The organism is Pseudomonas sp. XP1 (assembly GCF_053557675.1).
This window is the reverse complement of the sequence record NZ_JBNRIJ010000004.1, coordinates 193,351-218,346: the sequence shown is the minus strand read 5'-3', so window position 1 is coordinate 218,346 and position 24,996 is coordinate 193,351. Positions and strand designations below refer to the sequence as shown.

The window sequence follows — 24,996 nt, the reverse complement described above, 5'->3', positions numbered from 1 at the left end:
TACGGCTGGCCGGCTCCACGGCGACGAACTCGACCTTGTTTTCATCACCCAGCAGGTCCTTGGCCAGGCGCCGGCCGATATCGGCCAGCTCCCAACTCGATCGCATCGGCCTCGATGCCGTGTGCAGTCCCTGTGGGAGCTGGCTTGCCGGCGATGAGGCCAGTACAAGCGATACAAGACAGTTGCCTCCCCCAAATTCCCCCGCCTTACCCATTCCCTGCAAGTGGCCTTTGCCTATAATGGTGCCAGCCTGAACCCGGCAATGAGTGCCGTGTCCAAGGTCTCACCACGCACCAAGGGAACCCCGCGCAATGGCGTATTACCGTACACCCCACGATGTCACGGCCCTGCCCGCCTGGCAGGCGCTCCAGCAACACCGCGACGCCATGCAAGGCTTCAGCATGCGCGAAGCGTTCGCCGCCGATGCCAAGCGCTTCGACCAGTTCTCCCTGAGTTCCTGCGGCCTGTTCCTCGACTACTCGAAAAACCTGATCACCGAACAAAGCCGCGACCTGCTGGTGAACCTGGCCAACGAAGTGGGCCTGCAGGACGCCATCAAGTCCATGTTCAGTGGCGAAATCATCAACGCCTCCGAAGGGCGCCCGGTGCTGCACACCGCCCTGCGTCGGCCGGTGGGTGACAAACTCAGCGTCAACGGCGTGAACGTCATGCCGGAAGTGCACAAGGTGCTCAACCAGATCACCGAACTGGTAGGCCGCATCCACGACGGCCTGTGGCGCGGCTACAGCGAAAAACCGATCACCGACGTGGTCAACATCGGCATCGGTGGCTCGTTCCTCGGCCCCGAGCTGGTCTCCGAGGCGCTGCTGCCCTACGCCCAGCGCGGTGTGCGCTGCCACTACCTGGCGAACATCGACGGCAGTGAGTTTCACGAGCTATCGGCGAACCTGCGCGCCGAAACCACTCTGTTCATCGTCTCGTCGAAGTCGTTCAATACCCTCGAGACCCTGAAGAACGCCATGGCCGCGCGTACCTGGTACCTGGCCCAGGGTGGCTCGGAAGCCGAGCTGTACCGCCACTTCATCGCCGTTTCCAGCAACAAGGCCGCCGCCGTGGCCTTCGGCATCCGCGAAGAAAACATCTTCCCGATGTGGGACTGGGTGGGCGGGCGCTACTCGCTGTGGTCGGCCATCGGCCTGCCGATCGCCCTGGCCATCGGTACCGCCAACTTCAAGGAGCTGCTGTCCGGTGCCTACACCATGGACCAGCACTTCCAGACCGCGCCGTTCGAAAAGAACATGCCGGTACTGCTGGCCCTGCTGGGCGTGTGGTACGGCAACTTCTGGGGCGCCCAGAGCCACGCGATCCTGCCGTACGACCACTACCTGCGCAACATCACCAAGCACCTGCAACAGCTGGACATGGAGTCCAACGGCAAGAGCGTGCTGCAGGACGGCACCCCGGTGAAGACCGACACCGGCCCGGTGATCTGGGGCGGCGTCGGCTGCAACGGCCAGCATGCCTACCACCAGTTGCTGCACCAGGGCACCCAGCTTATTCCGGCCGACTTCATCGTGCCGGTGGTGAGCTTCAACCCGGTGGCCGACCATCATCAGTGGCTGTACGCCAACTGCCTGTCGCAGAGCCAGGCGCTGATGCTGGGCAAGACCCGCGAGGAAGCCGAAGCCGAGCTGCGTGGCAAAGGCCTGAACGAAGCAGACATCGAAAAGCTTGCCCCGCACAAGGTCATCCCAGGCAACCGCCCGAGCAATACCCTGGTGGTGGAACGCATCAGCCCCCGCCGCCTGGGCGCGCTGGTGGCGATGTACGAGCACAAGGTCTTCGTACAGAGCGTGATCTGGGGCATCAACGCCTTCGACCAGTGGGGCGTGGAGCTGGGCAAGGAGCTGGGCAAAGGCGTTTACCAACGCCTGGTCGGCAGCCTGGAAGAGAGCGCCGAAGATGGCTCCACCCAAGGCCTGATCAACTACTTCCGCGGCCGTCACCGCGGTTGATCCCAAAGCCGTCATACGGCCGCTCCGTGTAGGAGCGGCCCATCGCGGCACAAGGCCGCTCCTACAGGGACCGAGTCTACCCTCAAGGAACATCACCTCTGGCTACACTGTCCTATCGAATAGCCGTTGCAGTCCATCGCCCCTTACAAGAGCAGGACCACCCGCCATGTTCGATATCCGCAACTACCCCCAGGCCCTGGCCGCCGGCCAGTCCGCCGCCCTCACTCCCGACGAGTACCGCCGCCTCTACCGCCAGTCGGTGGATGACCCCGACACCTTCTGGGCCGAACAGGCCAGGCGCCTGGACTGGATCAAGCCCTGGTCGAGCGTGCAGCAATGCGACCTGAAGACCGGCAACGCTCGCTGGTTCGACGGCGCCCAGCTCAACGTCAGCTACAACTGCATCGACCGCCACCTGGACCGACGCGGCGCACAGACCGCCCTGCTGTGGGAGGGCGATGATCCCAAGGATTCCAAGGCCATCACCTACCGCGAACTGCACCGCCAGGTATGCCGCCTGGCCAATGCGCTGAAAGCACGCGGGGTAAAGAAAGGTGACCGGGTGTGCATCTACATGCCGATGATCCCCGAAGCCGCCTTCGCCATGCTTGCCTGCACCCGCATCGGTGCCATCCACTCGGTGGTGTTCGGCGGCTTCTCGCCCGATGCTCTTCGCGACCGTATCCTCGATGCCGACTGCCGTACGGTGATCACCGCCGATGAGGGCGTGCGCGGCGGCAAACGCATACCGCTGAAACAGAACGTCGACAAGGCCCTGGCCAGCTGCCCCGCGGTCAGCAGCGTATTCGTGGTTCGCCGCACCGGCGGCGATGTCGCCTGGACCGAAGGCCGTGATCTCTGGTACCACGAGGCCACGGAAAAGGCCGGCGACGACTGCGCTCCCGAGCCAATGGGCGCCGAAGACCCGTTGTTCATCCTCTACACCTCCGGCAGCACCGGCAAACCCAAGGGCGTGCTGCACACTACGGGCGGCTACCTGCTGCAGGCCACCCTCACTTTCAAGGTGGTGTTCGACTACCGTGACGGCGAGGTGTTCTGGTGCACCGCCGATGTCGGCTGGGTTACCGGCCACAGCTACATCGTCTATGGTCCGCTGGCCAATGGCGCGATCTCGCTGATGTTCGAAGGCGTACCCAACTACCCGGACACCTCGCGCTTCTGGCAAGTGGTCGACAAACACAAGGTGAACATCTTCTACACCGCCCCTACCGCCTTGCGCGCGCTGATGCGCGAAGGCTCCGCGCCGCTGCAGGGCACTTCACGCCAGAGCCTGCGTCTGCTGGGTAGCGTCGGCGAGCCGATCAACCCCGAAGCCTGGGAGTGGTATTTCGAAGAAGTCGGGCAAAAGCGCTGCCCTATCGTCGATACCTGGTGGCAGACTGAAACCGGCGGCATCATGCTCACCCCGCTGCCCGGCTCGCAATCGCTCAAGCCCGGCTGTGCCACCCAGCCCATGTTCGGCGTGCAACCAGTGCTGCTGGACGAAAAGGGCAAGCTCATCGAGGGCCCCGGTGCCGGTCTGCTGGCGATCAAGGCCAGCTGGCCTGGGCAGATCCGAAGCGTCTATGGCGACCATCAGCGCATGGTCGACACCTACTTCAAGCCGATGCCCGGCTACTACTTTACCGGCGACGGTGCCCGCCGCGATGCCGATGGTGACTACTGGATCACCGGTCGCATCGATGACGTGATCAACGTTTCCGGCCACCGTATCGGTACCGCCGAAGTGGAAAGCGCGCTGGTGCTGCATGACAGCGTTGCCGAAGCGGCGGTGGTCGGTTACCCCCACGACCTCAAGGGCCAAGGCGTCTACGCCTTCGTCACACCGATGAATGGCGTAACACCGGACGACGCGCTCAAGGCCGAGCTACTGGCCCTGGTCAGCAAGGAAATCGGCAGTTTCGCCAAGCCCGAGCTGATCCAGTGGGCTCCGGCGCTGCCCAAGACACGCTCAGGCAAGATCATGCGGCGTATACTGCGCAAGATCGCCTGCAACGAACTCGACAACCTGGGCGATACCTCGACCCTGGCAGACCCCAGCGTGGTGCAGGGCCTTATCGACAAACGCCTCAACCAGTAACCGGCGGCCGCTGTTGTTGGCCGCCCTGAACCACAGGTCGCCATGGAAGCCCTTCGCCGCCGCATCGAAACCCAGGTCATGAGCCTTACCGGGCTGGCCCTCGGCCAGCTCGACCTGGAATCGCCCAAGGGCGACCCCGGCCTGTTCGGCCCGCACAGTATCAGCTGGCGGGTACATGGCGACTTCCCGAGCATGCTGGTCGGAGGCATCAGCGCCCTCATGCTGCAGTTGCTGCACCCGCTGGCCCTGGCCGGGGTGTGGGACCATTCCAACTTTCGTGAAGACCTGCTCGGTCGCCTGCGCCGCACCAGCCAATTCATTTCCGGCACCACCTTCGGCGCCACCCGCGATGCCGAATGGTTGATCGACAAAGTGCGCACCATCCACCTTCAGGTGACCGGCATCGCGCCGGATGGCCGCCCGTATGCGGCCAGCGACCCGGACCTGCTGACCTGGGTGCATGTGGCGGAAGTCAGCAGCTTCCTCGCCGCCCATCTGCGTTACCGCAACCCGCACCTTGCGCGCGCAGAGCAGGATGCCTACTACGCAGAGATCGCGCTGATCGCCGAGCGCCTTGGCGCCCGCGACGTGCCGCGCTCGTGCCAGCAGGTCGAGGACTACCTGCAGCGCATGCGGCCACAATTGCACTGCGACGCCCGCAGCCATGAGGTGGTCGGCATCCTGCTCGATGCCCCCGCCCCCAGTCGCCTGGCAAAGCCGGTGGGCAAGCTGATGCTGCATGCCGGCATCGACCTGCTGCCGGGGTGGGCCCAGACCATGCTCGGGCTGCAGCACGGCCCGTTGCAGCGGCGCATCATCCGCCTGGGCCTGCAACGCACCGCGCCAGTACTGCGCTGGGCGATGCGTGACGGCTCGGCGCACCGGGCCAAACGGCGCATGGGCATCGAATGAAGTCGAATGGTCGCCTCAGCGGAACTGATTTAACGTGCCATACTCCAAGCTCTCCTGCTTAGACAGACGAAGCGACACATGTACAAAGGATTGACTCGCGCCGTTGGCGCACTGCTGGCCTTGGTAGCCCTCTACAGCCTTCTCGGCTTTCTCGTTCTCCCCGGTGTCGCGCTGCGCATCGCCAACCAGCAGTTGGCCGAGTACGCAACCGTGCCTGCCCATCTCGAACGGATCGAGCTCAACCCCTTCAGCCTCGAGCTGACGCTGTGGGGCCTGCGGATCGGCGAGCCTGGCAAGGAGCAGGTCGGCTTCGACCGGCTATACGCCAACCTCTCGCTCGACAGCCTGTGGAGTGGCGCCCTGCACCTTGACGCAGTGGAACTGGTCAAGCCACGCAACGAAGTACTGTTCGCCAAGGACGGTACCCTCAACCTGACCCGCCTGTTCAAACTGCCAGCCAGCGAAGCCAAACCTGACGAACCGCCCAGCGACCCGTTCCCGCTACGCATCGGCAGCATCAAGCTCAGCGACGGCTACCTGCACTTCGAGGACCTGCGCCCGGGCGAGCCGATCGAGTTCCTCTATGACAACATGAACCTGGAGCTGAAAAATCTCAGCACCCTGCCCAACGACAACGCCGACATGACTTTGGTGGCCATCGGCCCCAACGGCGGGCGCATCGACTGGAAAGGCACCCTGAGCCTGGCGCCAATAGCCTCTGAAGGCACACTGAAGATCACCGAAGGCAGGATGAAGGCATTCTGGCCCTATGTACGCGATGCCGTGCCACTGGTGCTGGAAGAAGGCGTGGTCAGCCTCGACACCCACTACAAGCTCAACCTTGCCAAACAGACCGAACTGTTGCTGGACAACGCGTCGGTGCGCATTGCTCCGTTCGCCATCAAGGCCCCGGATGGCCGGCCGCTGGCACGCCTGGCCAGCCTGGAGGTAAGCGAAACCTCGGTCGACCTGGTCAAGCAGCTGGTCACCGTGGGCAAGATCCGCAGCGAAAAACTGGAAACCTGGGCTGCGCTGGAAAAGGACGGCCAGCTCGACTGGCAAAAGCTGTTCGCCAGCCAGCCGGCCAAAGCCACGCCGAAGGAAAAGGCCGAGCCTGCCACCGCCGAGCCAACGCCCGAACAGCAAGCCGCCAAGGAGCCAAGCAAACCTTGGCAGGTGTTGCTCAAGGACGTGCAACTGCGTAACTATCTGGTGCACTTGGCAGACCGTACCCAGAAGGAGCCGGTGGCCCTGGACGTCGGCCCGCTCAATGCCGATCTGCAAGGTTTCGACAGCCTCAACAAGTCGCCTTTCACGCTCAAGCTCGATACCGGTGTGGGCAAGCAAGGCAAACTGCAGGCAGCCGGCCAGGTCAACCTGGCGCCCATCTGGGCCAAGCTGGACGTGAGCAGCCGCGACATCGACCTGCGAGTGGCCCAAGCCTATATAAGCCCGTTCATTCTGCTGGAGCTGCGCAGTGGCATGCTCGCCAGCGACCTCAAGGTCGACTTGAAGAACACCGCACCGCTGGCCTTCAGCGTTACCGGCAAGGCACAGGTCAGCCAGCTGCACACCCTCGACACCATCAAGAGCCGTGACTTCGTCAAATGGCAGCAGGTGAACGTCGATGGCCTGTCCTACGTGCACGGCGATGCGCTGTCGATCGACAAGGTGACCCTGCTGCAACCCTATGCGCGCTTCATCATCAACGAAGACCGCACCACCAACATCAACGACCTGCTGATCCCGCAGCCGGCCGGCGCTCCGGCAACCAGCCAGGCCAAGCCGGCCGCTGCCAGCAACGACAAGCCGCTGGGCATCCACATCGGCCAGATCGACATCAACGACGGCTCGGCCAACTTCGCCGACCTGTCTCTCACACCCAACTTCGCTACGGCCATCCAGCAGCTCAACGGCCGGATCGGCACCATCGACAACCGCAAGCCGGTGCCGGCCAAGGTCGACGTCAAGGGCAAGGTCGACCGCTACGCGCCAGTCACCATCAAAGGCGCCCTGAACCCTTTCAACCCGTTGGCCAGCCTGGACATCGCCACGAGTTTCAAGCGGGTCGAGCTGACCACACTCACCCCCTACTCCGGCAAGTTCGCCGGCTTCCGCATCCGCAAGGGCCGGCTCAACCTCGACTTGCACTACCTGATCACCAATGGCCAGCTGAAGGCCGAGAACAAGGTGGTGGTGGAGCAGCTGCAGTTGGGCGAGAAGGTCGACAGCCCGGACGCAGTGGACCTGCCGATCCGACTGGCGGTGGCGTTGCTGAAGGATACAGAAGGCAAGATCTCGATCGAGCTGCCTGTGTCAGGCGACCTCAACAACCCGCAGTTCAGCGTGATGCCGATCGTCTGGCAAACACTGCGCAACCTGGTGTTGCGTGCGGCGCAGGCACCGTTCAAGTTCATTGGCGGGCTGGTTGCCGGCGGTGGCTCGGAAGACCTGGGCAACGTGTCCTTCGCGCCGGGCTCCAGCGAGCTCGGTGGCGACGCCAAGGCATCGCTGGACAAGCTGGCGTCGGCCCTGAAGGAACGCCCGGAGCTGCGTCTGGAAATCGAAGGCACCAGTGCCCAGGCCAGCGATGGCCCGCTGATCGCCCAGCAGCGCCTGGAGCGTGAGTACCAGGCCACCTGGTACAAGATCCTGCAGCGTCGCGGTGACAAGGTACCGGCCAATGCCTCGATGCTGGTGGTCGACGACAGCGACAAACCAGCGATGCTCGAAGGCATCTACCGTAATCGCCTGAAACAGCAGCCGCCTGCCGAATGGGAGCAACTGGGCCGTGACGAGCGCACCGCCAAGCTGCGCGAGGCGGTGATCAAGTCCTGGGCCGAGAGTACTGCGCTGCTGCGCACGCTGGGCCAGGAGCGGGCCAGCAGCATCAAGGATTACCTGGTGGACAAAGGCCAGCTGGAAGATGACCGGGTGTACTTCATCGATACCAACCTGGGCCAGGCCGAGAGCGATGGGCGGGTGGTGACGCCGATGCATCTGGATGCCGAGTAGTTTCTACCAGCAGGGCTGGCCTCTTCGCGGGTAAACCCGCTCCCACAAGGTATGCGCTGGCCTTGAGCTGTGCGCGCTCCCTGTGGGAGCTCATCGGGGCGCCGAACCGCCGCGAAGAGGCCGGTACAGGCTTCACACCAAACGCTGGCCCGACACCGCCGGGTGATACAACGGCTGCACCTTGTTCCCTGCCGGGTCCAGCAGGTGAAAGCTGCGCGCCCCGTCACCATGGTTGAACGGCCGGTCCAGCAAGGTCACGCCGTGCGCCTTGAAGTACTGGTACCAGGCTTCCAGCTCCTCCACGCTATCGACGATGAACCCATAGTGGTCCAGGGTCTGCAACCCATTGGCCGCCCCTGCCCCACGCCCCAGCGACAGATTGTCGTTACCACAAGTGAGATACACCAGGTCTTCGTTGGCCCGGTTCAGCACCTCCATGCCCAGCACATCGACGTAGAAACGTTCGCACTCCTCAAGGTTGGGCACCAACAAGGCAATATGACGCAGGCCATTCAGGCGACCAGGGCGGGCAGGCAATTCGGACATTGGCGAGGCTCCATTTTTGTATACAATTCACAGTAGAATTTAAAACAAAAGGAGAGCCTTGTGTATAGCCTGTTCATCAAGACCCGAGTGAAGCCCGGTTGCGCCGAAGATTTTCTGACTGCGATCAAGGTCAATGCCGCAGCGTCTGTCGCCACCGAATCGGGCTGCCTTGTGTTCGACGTGTCGCAGGACCGGGCCGACCCGGAGGTGATCTACCTGTACGAGATCTACCGCGATGAAGCGGCGTATGAAGCGCACACCGAAACCGCGCACTTTCGCGATAGCCGGCCGTTGGTCGAGCCGCTGATCATCGAGCAGGAATGCTTCGAGAGTGATGTGATCGCACGTAACCCGGTTTACTAGCCGCAAATGAAAAGCCCCGGCAAATAGCCGGGGCTCGGAGCAAAGATGGCCAAATCCGTTTGGCCGACGGGACAATCCTTATTCGGCTTTCAGGCCATCCGACATCACACTCTTGACGCCTTTGATGTTCTTGGTAATACGAACAGCTTCTTCTTTCTGGGACTGAGTCACCGCCACGTCAGACGACAGCGAGACGACACCTTGGCTGGTCTCGACTTTGATGTCGCTGCCTGGAATACCTTTTTCAGTCAGCAGGTCCGCTTTCACTTTGGTGGTGATCCAGGTGTCAGAACCTTCCTGCTTGGCGTTGTCCACGGTATTGGCGGCCAACATGACTGGAGCCTGGGTTGGCTCTGCAGCGAATGCGCCGTTAGCCAGGGTCAGGGTCAGGGCGGTAGCAGTAGCGGCAGCAATGGCGAACTTCTTCATGTGAGTCACTCCTGTTTTTCGAAAGGTCTGCGCCGTATGTCCTGGCGTCAGATATGAAGGTAGTTGCACGCGCTGTGCCAGCTTTTCCGCCTCGCTTGTTTCCTTTTAAATCAATAAGTTAACGAAAAATCAGTATTCCTGTCGTCGTGCATTTTGCAATCCGCACCGTAAACCTGCATGCAAGATGCAAGTCCGCAAAAGGTTCCCTTTCGCCCATGAAAAAAGGGCCCCGAAGGGCCCTTTCCTGTAGCGTGGCAGTCGCTTAGACGCCCGAGGCCTTGGCCGCGGCAACATCCTTGATCGACAGCTTGATACGGCCGCGGTTGTCCACGTCCAGTACCAGTACTTCGACTTCCTGGCCTTCTTTCAGGATGTCGGTAACTTTCTCGACGCGAGCATCGCTCAGCATGGAGATGTGTACCAGGCCGTCCTTGCCAGGCAGGATGTTGACGAAGGCACCGAAGTCGACGATGCGTTCGACCTTGCCGACGTAGATCTTGCCAATCTCGGCCTCGGCGGTGATGCCCAGGATGCGCTGCTTGGCAGCCTCTGCCGCTTCCTTGGTTTCGCCGAAGATCTTGATCGAGCCATCGTCTTCGATGTCGATCGAAGCCTTGGTCTCTTCGCAGATGGCGCGAATGGTGGCGCCGCCTTTACCGATGACGTCACGGATCTTGTCGGTGTCGATCTTCATCGCGATCATGGTCGGAGCGTTGGCCGACAGCTCGCTACGCGACTGGGCGATGATCTGGTTCATCTGGCCGAGGATGTTCAGGCGCGCTTCCAGGGCCTGGCCCAGGGCGATTTCCATGATCTCTTCGGTGATGCCGTTGATCTTGATGTCCATCTGCAGCGCGGTAACACCCTTGGCGGTACCGGCTACCTTGAAGTCCATGTCGCCCAGGTGGTCTTCGTCACCCAGGATGTCGGTCAGGACAGCGAACTTGTCACCTTCCTTGACCAGACCCATGGCGATACCAGCAACTGGGGCCTTCATCGGTACACCGGCGTCCATCAGGGCCAGGGAAGCACCGCAGACCGAAGCCATGGAGCTGGAACCGTTGGATTCGGTGATTTCCGAAACCACACGGATGGTGTACGGGAAGTCGCTGTCGCTCGGCAGCATGGCCTGCACGCCACGACGGGCTAGGCGACCGTGACCGATTTCACGACGGCCGGCGCCGCCCATGCGGCCGCACTCACCCACCGAGAATGGCGGGAAGTTGTAGTGCAGCATGAACGGGTCTTTCTTCTCGCCTTCCAGGGTGTCCAGCAGCTGGGCGTCACGTGCGGTACCCAAGGTCGCGACAACCAGGGCCTGGGTTTCACCACGGGTGAACAGCGCCGAACCGTGGGTCTTCGGCAATACGCCGACTTCGATGTTCAGCGGGCGCACGGTGCGGGTGTCACGGCCGTCGATACGCGGTTTGCCGTTGACGATGTTCTCACGGACGGTGCGGTATTCCAGTTCGCCGAAGATGTCCTTGATGGCGCTGGCGGACGGGCCGGTCTCTTCGTTGCTCAGACGGGCAACAGCTTCGTCGCGCAGCTGGCCCAGGCGGTTGTAGCGGTCAGCCTTCTGGGTAATGGTGTATGCCTGCGAAACGGCTTCACCGAACTCGCCACGCACCAGGTTCATCAGCTCGACATTGGCCGGGGCTGGCTGCCAGTCCCAGGTCGGCTTGCCGGCTTCGGCGGCCAGTTCCTTGACGGCCTGGATCACGGCCTGGAATTCGTCGTGTGCGAACAGTACGGCGCCCAGCATCTGGTCTTCGGTCAGCTCTTTGGCTTCCGATTCAACCATCAGTACAGCCGATTCGGTACCGGCAACGACCATGTCCAGGCTCGAGGCAGCCAGTTGCTCGTAGGTCGGGTTCAGCAGGTAGCCGGTGCTTTCGTGGAAGGCAACGCGAGCGGCGCCGATCGGGCCTTCGAACGGAATGCCGGAAATGGCCAGGGCAGCCGAGGTACCGATCATCGCAGCGATGTCCGGGTCGGTCTTCTTGCTGGTGGAAACCACGGTGCAGACAACCTGCACTTCGTTCATGAAGCCTTCCGGGAACAGCGGACGGATCGGACGGTCGATCAGGCGCGAGGTCAGGGTCTCTTTCTCGGAAGGACGGCCTTCACGCTTGAAGAAGCCACCCGGGATCTTGCCGGCGGCGTAGGTCTTTTCCTGGTAGTGAACCGACAGCGGGAAGAAACCCTTGCCTGGATCAGCCTGCTTGGCGCCTACCACGGTCACCAGCACGGTGACGTCGTTGTCGACGGTAACCAGCACAGCGCCGGTTGCCTGACGGGCAATACGGCCCGTTTCGAGAGTAACGGTCGATTGACCGAACTGGAAAGTCTTGATTACCGGGTTCACGGTTTCCTACCTTTTTCAGTGGCTCTTGGGGGGAACTGGTTTCTTGCGAATTCTTGGGCAGAACGGGGAATCGGCCCCATTGACCGTCCAGATACAACACGAGGCTGGGAGCCTGGCGCCAAGCGGAAGATCCGCTCAGCGTTGCCAGGCTGCCAACCTCGGAGATACGCGTGGCGTGTCCAACGGCAGCGCTGCAAAACAGCCCTGCCGAAGCCTGCGACACGCCATGCACACCACTGGCCAGGCCGCTATTAGCGACGCAGACCCAGGCGACCGATCAGGGCGCTGTAACGAGTGGTGTCTTTGCCCTTCAGGTAGTCCAGCAGCTTACGACGCTGGTTGACCATACGAATCAGACCACGACGGGAGTGGTGGTCTTTGTCGTTGGCCTTGAAGTGGCCTTGCAGCTTGTTGATGTTGGCGGTCAGCAGAGCAACCTGCACTTCCGGGCTACCGGTATCGCCGGCGGCTTGCTGGTATTCGGCAACGATCTGAGCTTTTTCTTCAACGCTGAGGGCCATGTGGCTTCTCCTGATAACGGATCCCGCATGCGGGTCCAATAGGCCAGGGACAAATCCCTGTATTAATAAAAAAGGTGTGACCGTGCCTACTGACAGCCACCCTTGGTCCCGTGGAACCTGGCAATTGCCCGGCCCCGCGGTTTCGGTCATTCCGACCGAATCAGCCGACGCGGCGCAATGCGCCCGTCTTCGCTCACTTCACCGATACCGATGAAGCGTGCATTGTGATCCTGTACCCGGACCATGCCAAATTGTGGCGCGTCCGGCGCGCGTACCGCCTGCCCATGCAGCCAGTAGAACGCACTGTGCTCGGACAGGCACACCAGTGGCCAGTCCTGCAGGCCGCTGTCAGAAGGCATAAGGAAGCGGTCGAGCGCTTCGTTGCCGCCTTCGGCGTGGGCCTGTTCGAGTTCCTCGAGAGTGACCGTCTGCGCCAGCGCGAAAGGCCCGGCCTGGGTCCTGCGCAGCTCGGCGACATAGGCGCCGCAGCCAAGAGCCTCGCCGATATCCTCCACCAGGGTGCGGATATAGGTGCCTTTGCTGCATCCTACGCTCAACCGCGCACGGGTGCCTTCGCACTCGAGCAACTCCAAGCGGCCAATAGTAACAGAACGCGCCTCGCGCTCCACTACCTCTCCTGCACGTGCCAGCTTGTACAGTGGCTGGCCGTCACGCTTGAGCGCCGAGTACATCGGCGGTATCTGGCTGATCTGGCCACGAAAACGCGGCAGCAGGGCCTCGATGTCGGAGCGACCAACGGTCACGTCGCGAGTCTGCAGCACCTCACCCTCGGCATCGCCGGTGTTGGTAGTCTGCCCCATCTGCATGACTGTTTCGTAGCCCTTGTCGGAATCGAGCAGGTACTGCGAAAACTTGGTTGCTTCGCCAAAGCACAGCGGCAGCACGCCGGTTGCCAGCGGGTCGAGGCTGCCAGTGTGGCCGGCCTTTTCCGCATTGAGCAGCCAGCGCACCTTTTGCAGGGCCGCGTTGGAGGTGAAGCCCAGCGGCTTGTCGAGCAGGATGATGCCGCTGACGTTGCGGCGGATACGTTTGACCTGGGCCACCGCTTACTCCTCGGCGTCCGGCTTGTCGGCATCCTTGTGCAGACGGTCTTCGGCGACCGCGCGCTCGATCAATGCCGACAGGTGGGCACCACGGCTGACGCTTTCGTCGAAGTGGAAATGCAATTGCGGCACGCTGCGCAGTTGCATCACACGCCCCAGGTGCAGGCGCAGGAAGCTCGCGGCGCTGGTCAGGGCCTTGAGGGTCTGCGGCACGGCGTCGGCGCCGTCCTGGCCCATCACGGTGATGAACACCTTGGCGTGGCCAAGGTCGCGGCTGACGTCTACGGCAGTGATGGTCACCAGGCCGACGCGCGGGTCTTTGACTTCACGGCGGATCAGCTCCGACAGCTCGCGCTGCATCTGATCGCCGATGCGTTGGGTACGGCTATATTCTTTTGCCATTCTTGCTACCTGTAACTTAAAGCGGCAAACGCCCGGCCAGGCTGAAGCCTGACCGGGCGCTACCTTCAGAGGCGCTGCCAGCCGCCCAAGGGCGGGGCCTGCACCACGCTCGCCCCTTACAGGGTACGAGCCACCTGGACTTTCTCGAAGACTTCGATCTTGTCGCCGACCTTGACGTCGTTGTAGCTCTTCACGCCAATACCGCACTCCATGCCGTTACGCACTTCGGAGGCATCGTCCTTGAAGCGACGCAGCGACTCCAGCTCGCCTTCGAAGATCACAACGTCTTCGCGCAGTACGCGGATCGGACGGTTGCGGTACACGGTACCCTCGATGACCATACAGCCAGCGATGGCGCCGAACTTCGGCGAACGGAACACGTCACGAACTTCGGCGACACCCAGGATGTTCTCGCGAACATCGCTGCCGAGCATGCCGGTCAGAGCCTTCTTGACGTCTTCGATGATGTCGTAGATCACGTTGTAGTAACGCATATCCAGACCTTCCTGCTCGACGATCTTGCGCGCGCCGGCATCGGCACGCACGTTGAAGCCGAACAGTACTGCATTCGAAGCCAGCGCCAGGTTGGCGTCGCTTTCGGTGATACCACCGACGCCGCCACCGATCACACGCACCTGAACTTCGTCGTTGCCCAGGCCCGACAGCGAACCCTGCAGTGCTTCCAGGGAACCACGTACGTCGGTCTTGAGGACGATGTTGAGGGTCTTCTTCTCTTCCTGACCCATGGTCTCGAAGATGTTTTCCAGCTTGCCGGCGTGAGCACGAGCCAACTTGACCTCGCGGTACTTGCCTTGACGGAACAGGGCAACCTCACGGGCTTTCTTCTCGTCGGCAACCACGGACAGCTCGTCACCGGCTTCCGGGGTACCGTCCAGGCCGAGGATTTCGACCGGGATCGACGGGCCGGCTTCCTTCACAGGCTTGCCGTTCTCGTCGAGCATGGCGCGCACGCGGCCATAATTGGAACCGCACAGGACCATGTCGCCCTGACGCAGGGTACCGTCCTGAACCAGGATGGTCGCCACCGGGCCACGGCCCTTGTCCAGGCGCGATTCGACAACCACGCCACGACCTGGAGCGGTCGGGGTAGCGGTCAGCTCGAGGATCTCGGCCTGCAGCAGGACAGCTTCAAGCAGTTCGTCGACGCCGGTACCCATCTTCGCCGAAACCTTGACGAATGGAGTATCACCACCCCAGTCTTCGGAGGTCACGCCTTCGACGGCCAGCTCGTTGCGAATGCGATCGATATCGGCACCCGGCTTGTCGATCTTGTTCACCGCAACCACCAGCGGAACGCCCGCGGCCTTGGCATGCTGAACGGCTTCGCGAGTTTGCGGCATCACGCCGTCGTCCGCCGCCACCACCAGGATGACGATGTCGGTAGCCTTGGCACCACGGGCACGCATTGCGGTGAACGCAGCGTGGCCTGGAGTATCGAGGAAGGTGACCATGCCGCGGTCGGTTTCCACGTGGTAGGCACCGATGTGCTGGGTAATACCACCGGCTTCGCCAGCAGCAACCTTGGCACGACGGATGTAGTCGAGCAGCGAGGTCTTGCCGTGGTCAACGTGACCCATGACGGTAACGACCGGCGCACGCGATTCGACTTCACCTTCGAACTTCAGCGATTCGGCCAGGGAGTCTTCCAGGGCGGTATCGCTGACCAGGGTCACTTTGTGGCCCAGTTCTTCGGCGACCAGCTGAGCGGTTTCCTGGTCGAGCACCTGGTTGATGGTGACCGGAGTACCCAGCTTGAACATGAACTTGACCACTTCAGCGGCCTTGACCGACATCTGTTGGGCCAGTTCCGAGACGGTGATGGTCTCGCCGATGGTCACGTCACGGATGACTGGACCGGTCGGGTTCTGGAAGCCGTGCTGGTTGCGCTTCTTCAGCTTGCTCTTGCCACCGCGGCCACGGCGTACGCCATCGCTCTCTTCATCGGTGGTGCGCGGTGCGGCCCGTGGAGTCGGAGCCTTTTCCTTCTCCTTGACCTTGACCTTGATCGACACGCGCGGGGCCTCGCCACGACGCTCGCCACCACGACGGTCTTCGTCACGGGTACGGCCTTCGTTGCGACGGGCTTCGTCCTTCTTGCGCTCGGCAGCACGGGCTGCGGCGTCTTCGGACGCCGGGGCATCGGCAACTACCGGGGCCGGGGCAGCGGCAGGCGCCGACTCTGGCTTGGCGGCAGGCGCTGGGGCTGCAGCGGCGGTTTCGGCGGCCTGACGGCGGGCCTGCTCTTCGTTGCGCTGGCGAACTTCGGCCTCGACCTTCTCGCGAGCGGCGTTTTCAGCCGCACGGCGCTCTTCCAGTTCACGCTTCTGCTCAGCCTGGATTTCTTCCGGGCTACGCTGCACGAATACTTTCTTCTTGCGTACTTCTACGCTGATGCTCTTGCTACCGGCGACACGCAGGGTGCTGGTGGTTTTGCGCTGCAAGGTAATCTTGCGCGGCTCTTCCGCCTTGCTCTTGTGGCTGCTCTTCAAATGAGTCAGCAAGGTCTGCTTCTCATTGTCGGTCACTACCTGACCGGCGTCGGTGTGCGGCAGACCTGCCTCACGCATCTGCTGCAGCAGGCGCTCTACCGGTGCCTCGACCTCTTGGGCCAGTTCTTTCACCGTGACTTGCGTCATGCACTTCTCTCCTCAGGCCGCGCCTAATTACTCGAACCAGTGGGCTCGGGCGGCCATGATCAACTTGCCGGCACGCTCTTCGTCGATGCCGTCGATGTCGAGCAGATCGTCTATCGACTGCTCGGCCAGGTCTTCGCGGTTAACCACGCCGCGCACCGCCAGTTCCGCCGCCAGGTCTTTGTCCATGCCCTCGAGGGAGAGCAGGTCGTCAGCCGGATGGGCGTCTGCCAGTTTTTCTTCGGTAGCGATGGCCTTGGTCAACAAACGGTCCTTGGCTCGAGCGCGGAGCTCGTTGACGATATCTTCGTCAAAGCCATCGATGTTGAGCATTTCTTCCAACGGTACGTAGGCAATTTCTTCGAGGCTGGTGAAGCCTTCGTCGACCAGCACTTGGGCCAGCTCCTCGTCGACTTCCAGTTCATCGATGAAATTGCGCAGGATGTCACCGGTTTCGGCCTGCTGCTTGGCCTGGATGTCCTTCTCGGTCATCACGTTCAGGGTCCAGCCGGTCAGCTGACTGGCCAGGCGAACGTTCTGACCGCCACGACCAATGGCCTGGGCCAGGTTGTCCTCGGCAACGGCGATGTCCATGGCATGGGCATCTTCATCAACGATGATCGCCGCGACTTCAGCCGGCGACATGGCGTTGATGACGAACTGCGCCGGGTTATCGTCCCACAGGACGATATCCACACGCTCACCACCCAACTCCCCGGATACGGCCTGGACGCGCGAACCACGCATGCCGATGCAGGCGCCTTGCGGGTCGATGCGCTTGTCCTTGGAGCGGACGGCGATCTTGGCTCGCGAACCCGGATCACGGGAGGCAGCCATGACTTCGATGAGGCCCTCGGCAATTTCCGGCACTTCGATGCGGAAAAGCTCGATCAGCATCTGTGGCGCGGTGCGCGACAGGATCAGCTGTGGGCCACGATTCTCGGTGCGAATTTCCTTGAGCAGCGCACGCAGGCGCACGCCAACACGGAAGGTCTCGCGCGGAATGATGTCTTCGCGGGCCAGCAAGGCCTCGGCGTTGTTGCCCAGGTCAACGATGACGTTGTCGCGGGTAACCTTCTTGACGGTACCGGAGATGATCTCGCCAACGCGCTCGCGGTAGGCATCGACCACCTGGGCACGCTCGGCCTCACGGACCTTCTGCACGATGACCTGCTTGGCGGTCTGGGCGGCAATACGACCGAACTCGATGGACTCGATCTTCTCTTCGATCACGTCACCGACCTTGGCTTCAGGGTGGGTTTCGTGAATCTTGCTCAACCAGGTCTCGATCGCCGGATCATCAAGATCGGCTTCGTCGACCACGGTCCAGCGACGGAAGGTTTCGTAGCTACCGGTGTGGCGGTTGATTTCCACACGCAGGTCGACTTCGTCTTCAAAACGTTTTTTGGTTGCAGTGGCCAGTGCCACTTCCAGCGCTTCGAAAATGACGCCGGGCGGTACACCTTTTTCGTTGGATACCGATTCAACAACCAGCAGTACTTCTTTGCTCATCGTACGCCTCGCCTTGCGCAAGCCATTGGGCCCGGATAGTCCGCCGGGCCCGGCACGTCTCAGTCAAAACTGGGAATAATATTGGCCTTGTCGATCGAGTCGATCGGCAACAGGAACTCTTGATTGTCCACCTGGACCACCACGTCCTGCTCCTCCACACCGCGGAGAAGGCCCTGGAAGTTACGACGACCCTCGAAGGGTGAGCGCAGCTTGATCTTCACTTGTTCGCCGGCATGCGAGGCAAACTGTTCCAGAGTGAACAGTGGGCGATCCATGCCTGGAGAAGACACCTCGAGGGTGTATTCACTGCTGATCGGATCTTCCACATCGAGAATTGCGCTGGCCTGACGGCTGACCGCTTCGCAGTCGTCCACCAGGATACCGCCTTCCTTGTCGATGTAGATGCGCAGTACCGAATGCTTACCCTGGGAAACGTATTCGATCCCCCAGCATTGATAGCCCAGACCCTCGACAACCGGGGCCAACAAGGCCTGCAACTGTTCTAGCTTGCTCGACACCTGAACCCCCTCGTGCATGCTGTGCAAATAAAAAATGGGCGAAGCGCCCATCCCTGAAAGCGCCGTTGGACAACGACGCCGAAAACTGTTCGGTTAGCAAAAAGCCCCTGAAAAGGGGCTCCGCTGAAGCTGGTTGCGGGGGCTGGATTTGAACCAACGACCTTCGGGTTATGAGCCCGACGAGCTACCAAGCTGCTCCACCCCGCGACAAAGCTGGGGCAAAAGTATAAGACCGAACCCTCTTGAGGGTCAAATCCGAACCTTCACCTGCAAGAAAGCCCGCTAAAGCGGGCTCTCAAGCTTTAATTGGTACCGAGAAGGGGACTCGAACCCCTACACCCTATGGGCACAACCACCTCAAGGTTGCGTGTCTACCAATTCCACCACCTCGGCAATACTACTACTTGAAACCCGTTACTTCTGCTCTTGTGCCGGAGGAGGTACATCACCCGTGCTAGGAGTGGTTTCGCTCTTCTGCTGCTGGAGCACCGGTACATCATCATTAACTGCCGGTTTCTGCGGCTCTTTCACTTCTAGCACTGCTGGATCTGGAAGACCTGCTTGGCTAAGCTGGTGAGCTTGTTGCTTCGCGAAGTATCCTAACCCAAGTGCTGTCAAAAAGAAAGTGGCAGCGAGTATAGCAGTTAATTTACTCAGGAACGTTGCAGAGCCTTGGCTCCCGAACACGGTATTTGAAGCACCCGCGCCGAAAGATGCACCTGCTTCAGCACCTTTACCCTGTTGCAACAGAACCAGCACTACAAGCGACAGCGCTGCCAACAGATGAAAAACAACGATGACTGTTTCCAGCATTTGTTCAGTTTCCTGCGGCGCGACAAATTGCACCGAATTCGTCTGCGTTCAGGGAAGCCCCACCAATGAGCCCCCCATCGATATCCGGCATGCCGAACAGTTCGGCCGCATTGGCCGCCTTCACGCTGCCGCCGTAGAGCAACTGCACCTTCGCAGCCACTTCAGCATCTTCTGCCGCCAACTGGCCACGGATGGCTGCGTGCACATCCTGGGCCTGCTGTGGCGTGGCCGTAAGGCCAGTGCCAATGGCCCATACAGGCTCATAGGCAATTACTGCATTGGCAAAAGCCTTAACACCGAATTCCTCGATGATACTGCTTAGTTGACGCCCGACAACTTCGAGCGTTTTGCCAGCCTCGCGCTCTTCAAGGGTTTCCCCGATGCAAAGCACTGGCTTCAAACCTTTGGCTTGGGCCGCTGCAAACTTTCGATTGAGCACTTCGTCAGTTTCGCCAATGATCTGGCGACGCTCCGAATGACCAATCAACACTAACTTGCAGCCTGCTTCAACCAGCTGTTCCGGAGCAACTTCTCCGGTCAGCGCACCCTGTTCGGGTTGTACTGCAGAATTCTGTGCGCCGACAGTAATTTCCTTACCTGCCAGGCCATCGATCACTTGATTGATGAACAAGGCCGGTGGAAACACAGCGACTTCCACTCCGCTCGGCAAGGCCAGGTTTCTCAAGCCTTCGGTCAGCTCAGCGACGCTAGCGCGGGTACCGTGCATCTTCCAGTTACCAGCTACCATAGGGCGACGCATGCTTTACCTCGTCGGTCAAAGTGGGCGCAGATAGTACCCAACCCTATCTGCGCTGGCAAGCGCCTTCAGACACAAACTTCGTCGACCAGTTTGGCCAACGCTTCTGCGTGCGCACGCACCTGGCTTTCGTCCTCGCCCTCGACCATCACCCGCACCAACGGCTCGGTACCGGATTTGCGCAGCAGCACGCGGCCGCGGCCGGCCAAGGCCTCGGTCACCTTGGCACTGGCTTCCTTGACCGCCGGGTGCTCCAGGGGGTCGACCTTGCTGGCGCCATAGCGCACGTTGATCAGCACCTGCGGGCACTTGCGCAGGGCCTGACGAGCCTGGGCCAGGGTTTCGCCGCGACGCTTGAGTGCCATCAGCACCTGCAGCGCAGCGATGATCGCGTCACCAGTGGTGGTGTGATTGCAGCACACGACGTGACCGGAGTTTTCACCACCGACCAGCCACTCACGCTCCAGCAGCTCGGCCATGACGTAACGGTCACCGACCTTGGCCCGCACGAACGGGATATCCAGGTCCTTCAGCGCAAGCTCCAGGCCCAGGTTGCTCATCAGCGTGCCTACCACCCCACCCTGCAGCTTGCCCCGCTCCTGCAGGTCGCGAGCGATGATGAACAGCAGCTCGTCACCATCGACGATGGCGCCGGTGTGGTCGACCATCAACACGCGGTCGCCATCACCATCGAAAGCGATGCCCAGGTCGGCATGACCGACCAGCACGGCAGCCTGCAGCGACTCGATGTGAGTCGAGCCACAGCCTTCGTTGATGTTCAGGCCGTCGGGTTGGGCATGCAGCACGGTTACGTCGGCACCCAGCTCACGGAAAACGCTTGGCGCGACCTTGTAGGTGGCGCCATGAGCACAATCGACCACCAGCTTGAGGCCGTCGAAGCTGGTGCTGCTCGGCACGCTGCTCTTGCAGAACTCGATGTAGCGGCCGGCGGCATCGTTGATGCGCGAAACCTTGCCCAGCTTGCCCGACTCGACAACGGTCATAGGCTGGTCGAGCAATTCCTCGATCATCAGCTCGACTTCGTCCGGCAACTTGGTCCCCTGGCCCGAGAAGAACTTGATGCCGTTGTCGTCGTGCGGGTTGTGCGAGGCACTGATGACGATGCCGGCTTCGGCATGGAAGGTACGCGTCAGGTAGGCGATAGCCGGCGTAGGCATCGGCCCGAGCAGCATCACGTCGGCACCTGCCGCGGACAGGCCGGCTTCGAGTGCGGACTCGAACATGTAGCCGGAAATACGCGTGTCCTTGCCAACCAGTACCCGGCAGTGGCCTTGCTTGCGGAAGGCCATGCCGGCGGCCCAGCCAAGCTTCAGCATGAAGTCAGGCGTGATCGGGTATTCGCCGACGCGACCACGAATGCCGTCGGTACCAAAGTATTTTCTGCTCATAGGGACTCCAATGTTCTTATTCGGCGTTTTGCACCGCAGCGATCATGCGCACCACATCAACGGTTTCGGCCACGTCATGGACACGAAGGATGCTCGCCCCCTTGGTCATGGCCAACGCCGCCAGCGCAAGGCTGCCGTACAACCGCTCGCCGACCGGACGTTCCAGCGTCAGGCCGATCATGCTCTTGCGTGAAACACCCACCAGCAGCGGGCGCTTCAGGCGATAGAGCGCTTCCATGTGTTTGAACAAGCTCAGGTTATGCGCCAGTGTCTTGGCGAAACCAAAGCCCGGATCAAGGATGATTCTGTTTGCATCTATGCCGGCCGCAGCACAGGCGGCCATTCGCTGTTCAAGATAACGCGTAACGTCGGCGGTCACATCTTCGTAATGCGGGTCGTCCTGCATGTTGCCTGGCTCGCCGCGCATATGCATGAGGCATACCGGCAGGCCGGTATCCGCTGCAGCGTCCAGGGCGCCATCGCGCTCCAGGGCACGCACGTCGTTGATCAGCCCGGCACCGAGACGCGCCGATTCACGCATGACCGCTGGCGTGGAGGTATCGACCGAGATGACCACATCGAGGCGACTGTTGATCGCCTCGACCATGGGGGCTACCCGCTCCAGCTCCTCGGTCACCGATACCGCGCGCGCGCCCGGCCGCGTGGATTCGCCGCCGATGTCGATCAGCGTGGCACCTGCGGCAACCATCGCCTCGGCATGACGCAACGCCTCGTCACGCTGGTTGAAGCGCCCGCCATCGGAGAAGGAATCAGGGGTGATATTGAGAATACCCATGACATGGGTACGCGACAAATCAAGAACCCGGTTGCCGCAAGGCAACCGGGTCGGGTACTGCACTGAGCTCATAGATGCCCTTAGTGTTGAGCCGCTGGACCGCCAATTGGCGATTCCGGGCGATCACCCTGGGCAGCAGGCTTGCCCGAAGCCGAGTCATCATCCCAGTCGCGCGGTTCGCGGGGGGTACGGCCGGCCATGATATCGTCAATCTGCTCGGCGTCGATGGTCTCGTACTTCATCAGCGCTTCGGCCATGGCATCGAGCTTGTCACGGTTGTCGGTGAGCAACTGCTTGGCCGTGGCGTAGCACTGGTCGATGATGCTGCGCACTTCCGAGTCGATCAGCTTGGCGGTTTCGCCGGAAACGCTGGCGTGCTGGCTGGCAGCACTGCGACCCAGGAACACCTCGCCTTCTTCCTCGGCGTACATCAGCGGGCCGAGTTTTTCGGAAAGGCCCCACTTGGTCACCATGTTGCGGGCGATCTGGCTGGCACGCATGATGTCGTTGGAGGCGCCGGTAGTGACACCGTCGAAGCCCAGAGTCATTTCCTCGGCAATACGGCCGCCATACAGCGAGCAGATCTGGCTGATCAGTGCGCGCTTGGACAGGCTGTAGCGGTCTTCTTCCGGCAGGAACATGGTCACGCCCAGGGCACGACCGCGCGGAATGATCGAAACCTTGTAGACCGGATCGTGCTCAGGCACCAGACGACCGACGATGGCGTGGCCAGCCTCATGGTAGGCGGTGTTCTGCTTTTCTTTCTCGGACATGACCATGGTCTTGCGCTCGGCGCCCATCATGATCTTGTCCTTGGCCAGCTCGAACTCTTTCATTTCGACCAGGCGCTTGTTGGCGCGCGCGGCAAACAGAGAGGCCTCGTTGACCAGGTTGGCCAGGTCCGCACCGGAGAAGCCAGGGGTACCACGGGCGATGACGGCCGGGTTGACGTTCTCGCCGACCGGCACCTTGCGCATATGCACCTTGAGGATCTGCTCGCGACCACGAATGTCCGGCAGGCCGACCACCACCTGGCGGTCGAAGCGGCCGGGGCGCAGCAGAGCCGGGTCGAGCACGTCCGGGCGGTTGGTAGCGGCGATGACGATGATGCCATCGTTCATCTCGAAGCCGTCCATCTCCACCAGCAACTGGTTGAGGGTTTGCTCACGCTCGTCGTGACCGCCACCCATGCCGGCGCCACGGTGGCGACCAACGGCGTCGATCTCGTCGATGAAGATGATGCACGGGGCGTGCTTCTTGGCCTGCTCGAACATGTCGCGCACACGGCTGGCACCGACACCGACGAACATTTCCACGAAGTCCGAACCGGAAATGGTGAAGAACGGCACCTTCGCCTCGCCGGCGATGGCCTTGGCAAGCAAGGTCTTACCGGTACCGGGCGGGCCGACCATCAACACGCCACGCGGGATACGGCCGCCCAGGCGCTGGAACTTGCCCGGGTCGCGCAGGAACTCGACCAGCTCGCCGACCTCTTCCTTGGCTTCGTCGCAACCTGCAACGTCGGCCAGGGTGGTCTTGACCTGGTCTTCGGAAAGCAGGCGTGCCTTGCTCTTGCCAAAGCTCATCGGCCCGCCTTTGCCGCCCGCACCGCCCTGCATCTGGCGCATGAAGAACATGAACACGGCGATGATCACCAGGATCGGGAAGCTCGCAACCAGCAACTGGGTCCAGATGCTCTGCTGCTCAGGCTGCTTGCCTTCGATGATGACGTGGTTGTCGACCAGGTCGCCGATCAGGCCATTGTCGGTAATGGCCGGGCGCACGGTCTTGAAGTTGTCGCCGTCGGCGCGCTTGCCGGTAATGATGTAACCGTCGACGGTCACACGCTCGACCTTGCCATCCTTGACCTGCTGGATGAAGTCGGAATAGTTGAGGGTCTGCGGCTCGTTAGGGCTGGAGAAGTTGTTCATCACTGTCACCAGGACAGCTGCGATGATCAACCACAGGATCAGATTCTTTGCCATGTCGTTCAATTCGCTACCCTCTGAGGCCGGCGCACGACGCAGCCGTTCCTCGCATGATATTCATCGCCCTAACTTACTACATTACCTACGCAGCCGCAGGCACCGTCTGTAACCCTTTGTGAAAGCTAGACTACACGAAGTTCGGACGATCCTGACGCAGCGGCCGATTGGAAATAACTATCGGCCACCACGCTTCACGCCTTTCATGCCCCCTTGAAGCCCCTGCCCAGCAGGTACTGTTCGCGGGAACGGTCACGCGACGACGACGGCTTGCGCATCTGCACCTTGTCGAACTTGCTGCGCACGTCCTTGAGGTACACGTCAAAACCTTCGCCCTGGAAAATCTTGATCAGGAAGTCGCCGCCGGGCTTTAGCACGCGGGTTGCCAGATCGAGGGCCAGCTCGCAAAGGAACATGGCACGCGGCATGTCAACCGCAGGCGTACCACTCATATTGGGGGCCATGTCGGAAATCACAAGGTCTACGTGCGAATCGCCGACAGCCTCGAGAATGCGCTGCAACACTTCATCATCGGTGAAATCACCTTGGATGAAGGTCACATCGGGGATCGAGTCCATCTCCAGGATGTCGGACGCAATCAGGCGACCCTGGCCACCAATCAGACGACTGGTCACTTGCGACCACCCACCAGGAGCCGCGCCGAGGTCGATCACGCTCATGCCTGGGCGGATCAGCCGGTCCTTTTCCTGGATCTCCAGCAGTTTGTAGCTCGCACGCGAGCGGTAGCCATCCTTTTGTGCCTGTTTCACAAAAGGATCGTTGAAATGCTCTCGCAGCCAGTTTGCGCTGCTTTTGGAACGTTGTACCACGGGGCACCTCGATGATATGCGTCGT

The 24,996-nt window shown here is 61.4% G+C and carries 20 protein-coding genes and 2 tRNA genes; 5 read left to right on the top strand and 17 right to left on the bottom strand.

Translation table 11 applies throughout. The features are described 5' to 3' along the window. Positions 1 to 311 precede the first annotated feature (311 nt). The 4 genes from pgi (at position 312) to ACK1U9_RS06100 (ending at position 8,004) form a co-directional block, all read left to right on the top strand. Positions 312 to 1,976 carry a glucose-6-phosphate isomerase gene (pgi, locus tag ACK1U9_RS06115; protein ID WP_046613120.1) on the top strand — a complete coding sequence of 555 codons (1,665 nt, stop codon included), beginning with the start codon at positions 312 to 314 and terminating at the stop codon, positions 1,974 to 1,976. A gap of 166 nt (positions 1,977 to 2,142) precedes the next feature. Beyond that, on the top strand, positions 2,143 to 4,077 hold the full coding sequence (acs, locus tag ACK1U9_RS06110; RefSeq protein ID WP_085599574.1) for an acetate--CoA ligase: 1,935 nt from the start codon (positions 2,143 to 2,145) through the stop codon (positions 4,075 to 4,077). A gap of 42 nt (positions 4,078 to 4,119) precedes the next feature. After that, positions 4,120 to 4,989 carry an oxygenase MpaB family protein gene (locus ACK1U9_RS06105; protein WP_046613122.1) on the top strand — a complete coding sequence of 290 codons (870 nt, stop codon included), beginning with the start codon at positions 4,120 to 4,122 and terminating at the stop codon, positions 4,987 to 4,989. A gap of 78 nt (positions 4,990 to 5,067) precedes the next feature. Beyond that, on the top strand, positions 5,068 to 8,004 hold the full coding sequence (locus ACK1U9_RS06100) for a DUF748 domain-containing protein (RefSeq protein WP_108480737.1): 2,937 nt from the start codon (positions 5,068 to 5,070) through the stop codon (positions 8,002 to 8,004). Positions 8,005 to 8,136: 132 nt separating this feature from the next. Here the strand turns inward: ACK1U9_RS06100 and ACK1U9_RS06095 are convergent, their stop codons facing one another. Beyond that, positions 8,137 to 8,550, bottom strand: coding sequence for a VOC family protein (locus ACK1U9_RS06095; protein ID WP_010955354.1), 414 nt, complete (start codon positions 8,548 to 8,550; stop codon positions 8,137 to 8,139). A 60-nt stretch (positions 8,551 to 8,610) separates the two neighbouring features. On the opposite strand from ACK1U9_RS06095, the gene ACK1U9_RS06090 reads away from it, so the two are divergent. Then, positions 8,611 to 8,913 carry a putative quinol monooxygenase gene (locus tag ACK1U9_RS06090; protein ID WP_046613124.1) on the top strand — a complete coding sequence of 101 codons (303 nt, stop codon included), beginning with the start codon at positions 8,611 to 8,613 and terminating at the stop codon, positions 8,911 to 8,913. Between the two features lie 78 nt (positions 8,914 to 8,991). Here the strand turns inward: ACK1U9_RS06090 and ACK1U9_RS06085 are convergent, their stop codons facing one another. The 16 genes from ACK1U9_RS06085 to rlmE all read right to left on the bottom strand — a co-directional run bounded on the left by ACK1U9_RS06085 (position 8,992) and on the right by rlmE (position 24,971). Next, complete coding sequence (locus tag ACK1U9_RS06085; protein ID WP_046613125.1) at positions 8,992 to 9,342, bottom strand: BON domain-containing protein; 351 nt, start codon at positions 9,340 to 9,342, stop codon at positions 8,992 to 8,994. A gap of 262 nt (positions 9,343 to 9,604) precedes the next feature. Further along, positions 9,605 to 11,710 (bottom strand): polyribonucleotide nucleotidyltransferase, encoded by a 2,106-nt coding sequence (gene pnp, locus ACK1U9_RS06080; RefSeq protein ID WP_046613126.1) that lies wholly within the window; start codon positions 11,708 to 11,710, stop codon positions 9,605 to 9,607. Positions 11,711 to 11,961: 251 nt separating this feature from the next. Further along, positions 11,962 to 12,231, bottom strand: coding sequence for a 30S ribosomal protein S15 (gene rpsO / locus ACK1U9_RS06075; protein WP_003249971.1), 270 nt, complete (start codon positions 12,229 to 12,231; stop codon positions 11,962 to 11,964). Between the two features lie 146 nt (positions 12,232 to 12,377). Then, a complete protein-coding gene (gene truB / locus ACK1U9_RS06070) occupies positions 12,378 to 13,295 on the bottom strand; it encodes a tRNA pseudouridine(55) synthase TruB (RefSeq protein ID WP_085599580.1) in 918 nt (305 codons plus the stop codon). Positions 13,296 to 13,298: 3 nt separating this feature from the next. Then, entirely contained in the window at positions 13,299 to 13,697 is a 399-nt protein-coding gene (gene rbfA / locus ACK1U9_RS06065) for a 30S ribosome-binding factor RbfA (RefSeq protein ID WP_046613128.1), read from the bottom strand. Positions 13,698 to 13,813: 116 nt separating this feature from the next. Next, positions 13,814 to 16,354 carry a translation initiation factor IF-2 gene (infB, locus tag ACK1U9_RS06060; protein ID WP_046613129.1) on the bottom strand — a complete coding sequence of 847 codons (2,541 nt, stop codon included), beginning with the start codon at positions 16,352 to 16,354 and terminating at the stop codon, positions 13,814 to 13,816. Between the two features lie 27 nt (positions 16,355 to 16,381). After that, the gene (nusA, locus tag ACK1U9_RS06055) at positions 16,382 to 17,863 is read right to left on the bottom strand and encodes a transcription termination factor NusA (RefSeq protein WP_003258062.1); all 1,482 of its coding nucleotides are present in this window, start codon (positions 17,861 to 17,863) and stop codon (positions 16,382 to 16,384) included. Between the two features lie 59 nt (positions 17,864 to 17,922). Continuing rightward, positions 17,923 to 18,381, bottom strand: a complete 459-nt coding sequence (gene rimP / locus ACK1U9_RS06050; protein WP_003249960.1) for a ribosome maturation factor RimP — start codon at positions 18,379 to 18,381, stop codon at positions 17,923 to 17,925. Between the two features lie 130 nt (positions 18,382 to 18,511). Further along, positions 18,512 to 18,588: transfer RNA gene (locus ACK1U9_RS06045), tRNA-Met, on the bottom strand. Between the two features lie 100 nt (positions 18,589 to 18,688). After that, a tRNA-Leu gene (locus tag ACK1U9_RS06040) sits at positions 18,689 to 18,774 on the bottom strand. Positions 18,775 to 18,795: 21 nt separating this feature from the next. Next, positions 18,796 to 19,194, bottom strand: a complete 399-nt coding sequence (secG, locus tag ACK1U9_RS06035) for a preprotein translocase subunit SecG (protein ID WP_046613130.1) — start codon at positions 19,192 to 19,194, stop codon at positions 18,796 to 18,798. A 4-nt stretch (positions 19,195 to 19,198) separates the two neighbouring features. After that, a complete protein-coding gene (gene tpiA, locus ACK1U9_RS06030) occupies positions 19,199 to 19,954 on the bottom strand; it encodes a triose-phosphate isomerase (RefSeq protein WP_046613131.1) in 756 nt (251 codons plus the stop codon). A 65-nt stretch (positions 19,955 to 20,019) separates the two neighbouring features. Further along, on the bottom strand, positions 20,020 to 21,360 hold the full coding sequence (gene glmM / locus ACK1U9_RS06025) for a phosphoglucosamine mutase (protein ID WP_046613132.1): 1,341 nt from the start codon (positions 21,358 to 21,360) through the stop codon (positions 20,020 to 20,022). A gap of 16 nt (positions 21,361 to 21,376) precedes the next feature. Next, positions 21,377 to 22,228, bottom strand: a complete 852-nt coding sequence (gene folP / locus ACK1U9_RS06020; RefSeq protein WP_046613133.1) for a dihydropteroate synthase — start codon at positions 22,226 to 22,228, stop codon at positions 21,377 to 21,379. An 8-nt stretch (positions 22,229 to 22,236) separates the two neighbouring features. Further along, positions 22,237 to 24,141: an ATP-dependent zinc metalloprotease FtsH gene (gene ftsH, locus ACK1U9_RS06015; protein WP_015271861.1), complete on the bottom strand. Its 1,905-nt coding sequence runs from the start codon at positions 24,139 to 24,141 to the stop codon at positions 22,237 to 22,239. Positions 24,142 to 24,344: 203 nt separating this feature from the next. After that, positions 24,345 to 24,971 carry a 23S rRNA (uridine(2552)-2'-O)-methyltransferase RlmE gene (gene rlmE / locus ACK1U9_RS06010; RefSeq protein WP_046613134.1) on the bottom strand — a complete coding sequence of 209 codons (627 nt, stop codon included), beginning with the start codon at positions 24,969 to 24,971 and terminating at the stop codon, positions 24,345 to 24,347. Positions 24,972 to 24,996 lie beyond the last annotated feature (25 nt).

Coding starts and splice junctions, on each gene's coding strand:
- pgi (WP_046613120.1), top strand. CDS start 312: ATGGCGTATTACCGTACACCCCACGATGTCACGGCCCTGCCCGCCTGG.
- acs (WP_085599574.1), top strand. CDS start 2,143: ATGTTCGATATCCGCAACTACCCCCAGGCCCTGGCCGCCGGCCAGTCC.
- ACK1U9_RS06105 (WP_046613122.1), top strand. CDS start 4,120: ATGGAAGCCCTTCGCCGCCGCATCGAAACCCAGGTCATGAGCCTTACC.
- ACK1U9_RS06100 (WP_108480737.1), top strand. CDS start 5,068: ATGTACAAAGGATTGACTCGCGCCGTTGGCGCACTGCTGGCCTTGGTA.
- ACK1U9_RS06095 (WP_010955354.1), bottom strand. CDS start 8,550: ATGTCCGAATTGCCTGCCCGCCCTGGTCGCCTGAATGGCCTGCGTCAT.
- ACK1U9_RS06085 (WP_046613125.1), bottom strand. CDS start 9,342: ATGAAGAAGTTCGCCATTGCTGCCGCTACTGCTACCGCCCTGACCCTG.
- rpsO (WP_003249971.1), bottom strand. CDS start 12,231: ATGGCCCTCAGCGTTGAAGAAAAAGCTCAGATCGTTGCCGAATACCAG.
- rbfA (WP_046613128.1), bottom strand. CDS start 13,697: ATGGCAAAAGAATATAGCCGTACCCAACGCATCGGCGATCAGATGCAG.
- infB (WP_046613129.1), bottom strand. CDS start 16,354: ATGACGCAAGTCACGGTGAAAGAACTGGCCCAAGAGGTCGAGGCACCG.
- nusA (WP_003258062.1), bottom strand. CDS start 17,863: ATGAGCAAAGAAGTACTGCTGGTTGTTGAATCGGTATCCAACGAAAAA.
- secG (WP_046613130.1), bottom strand. CDS start 19,194: ATGCTGGAAACAGTCATCGTTGTTTTTCATCTGTTGGCAGCGCTGTCG.
- tpiA (WP_046613131.1), bottom strand. CDS start 19,954: ATGCGTCGCCCTATGGTAGCTGGTAACTGGAAGATGCACGGTACCCGC.
- glmM (WP_046613132.1), bottom strand. CDS start 21,360: ATGAGCAGAAAATACTTTGGTACCGACGGCATTCGTGGTCGCGTCGGC.
- folP (WP_046613133.1), bottom strand. CDS start 22,228: ATGAGCTCAGTGCAGTACCCGACCCGGTTGCCTTGCGGCAACCGGGTT.
- ftsH (WP_015271861.1), bottom strand. CDS start 24,141: ATGGCAAAGAATCTGATCCTGTGGTTGATCATCGCAGCTGTCCTGGTG.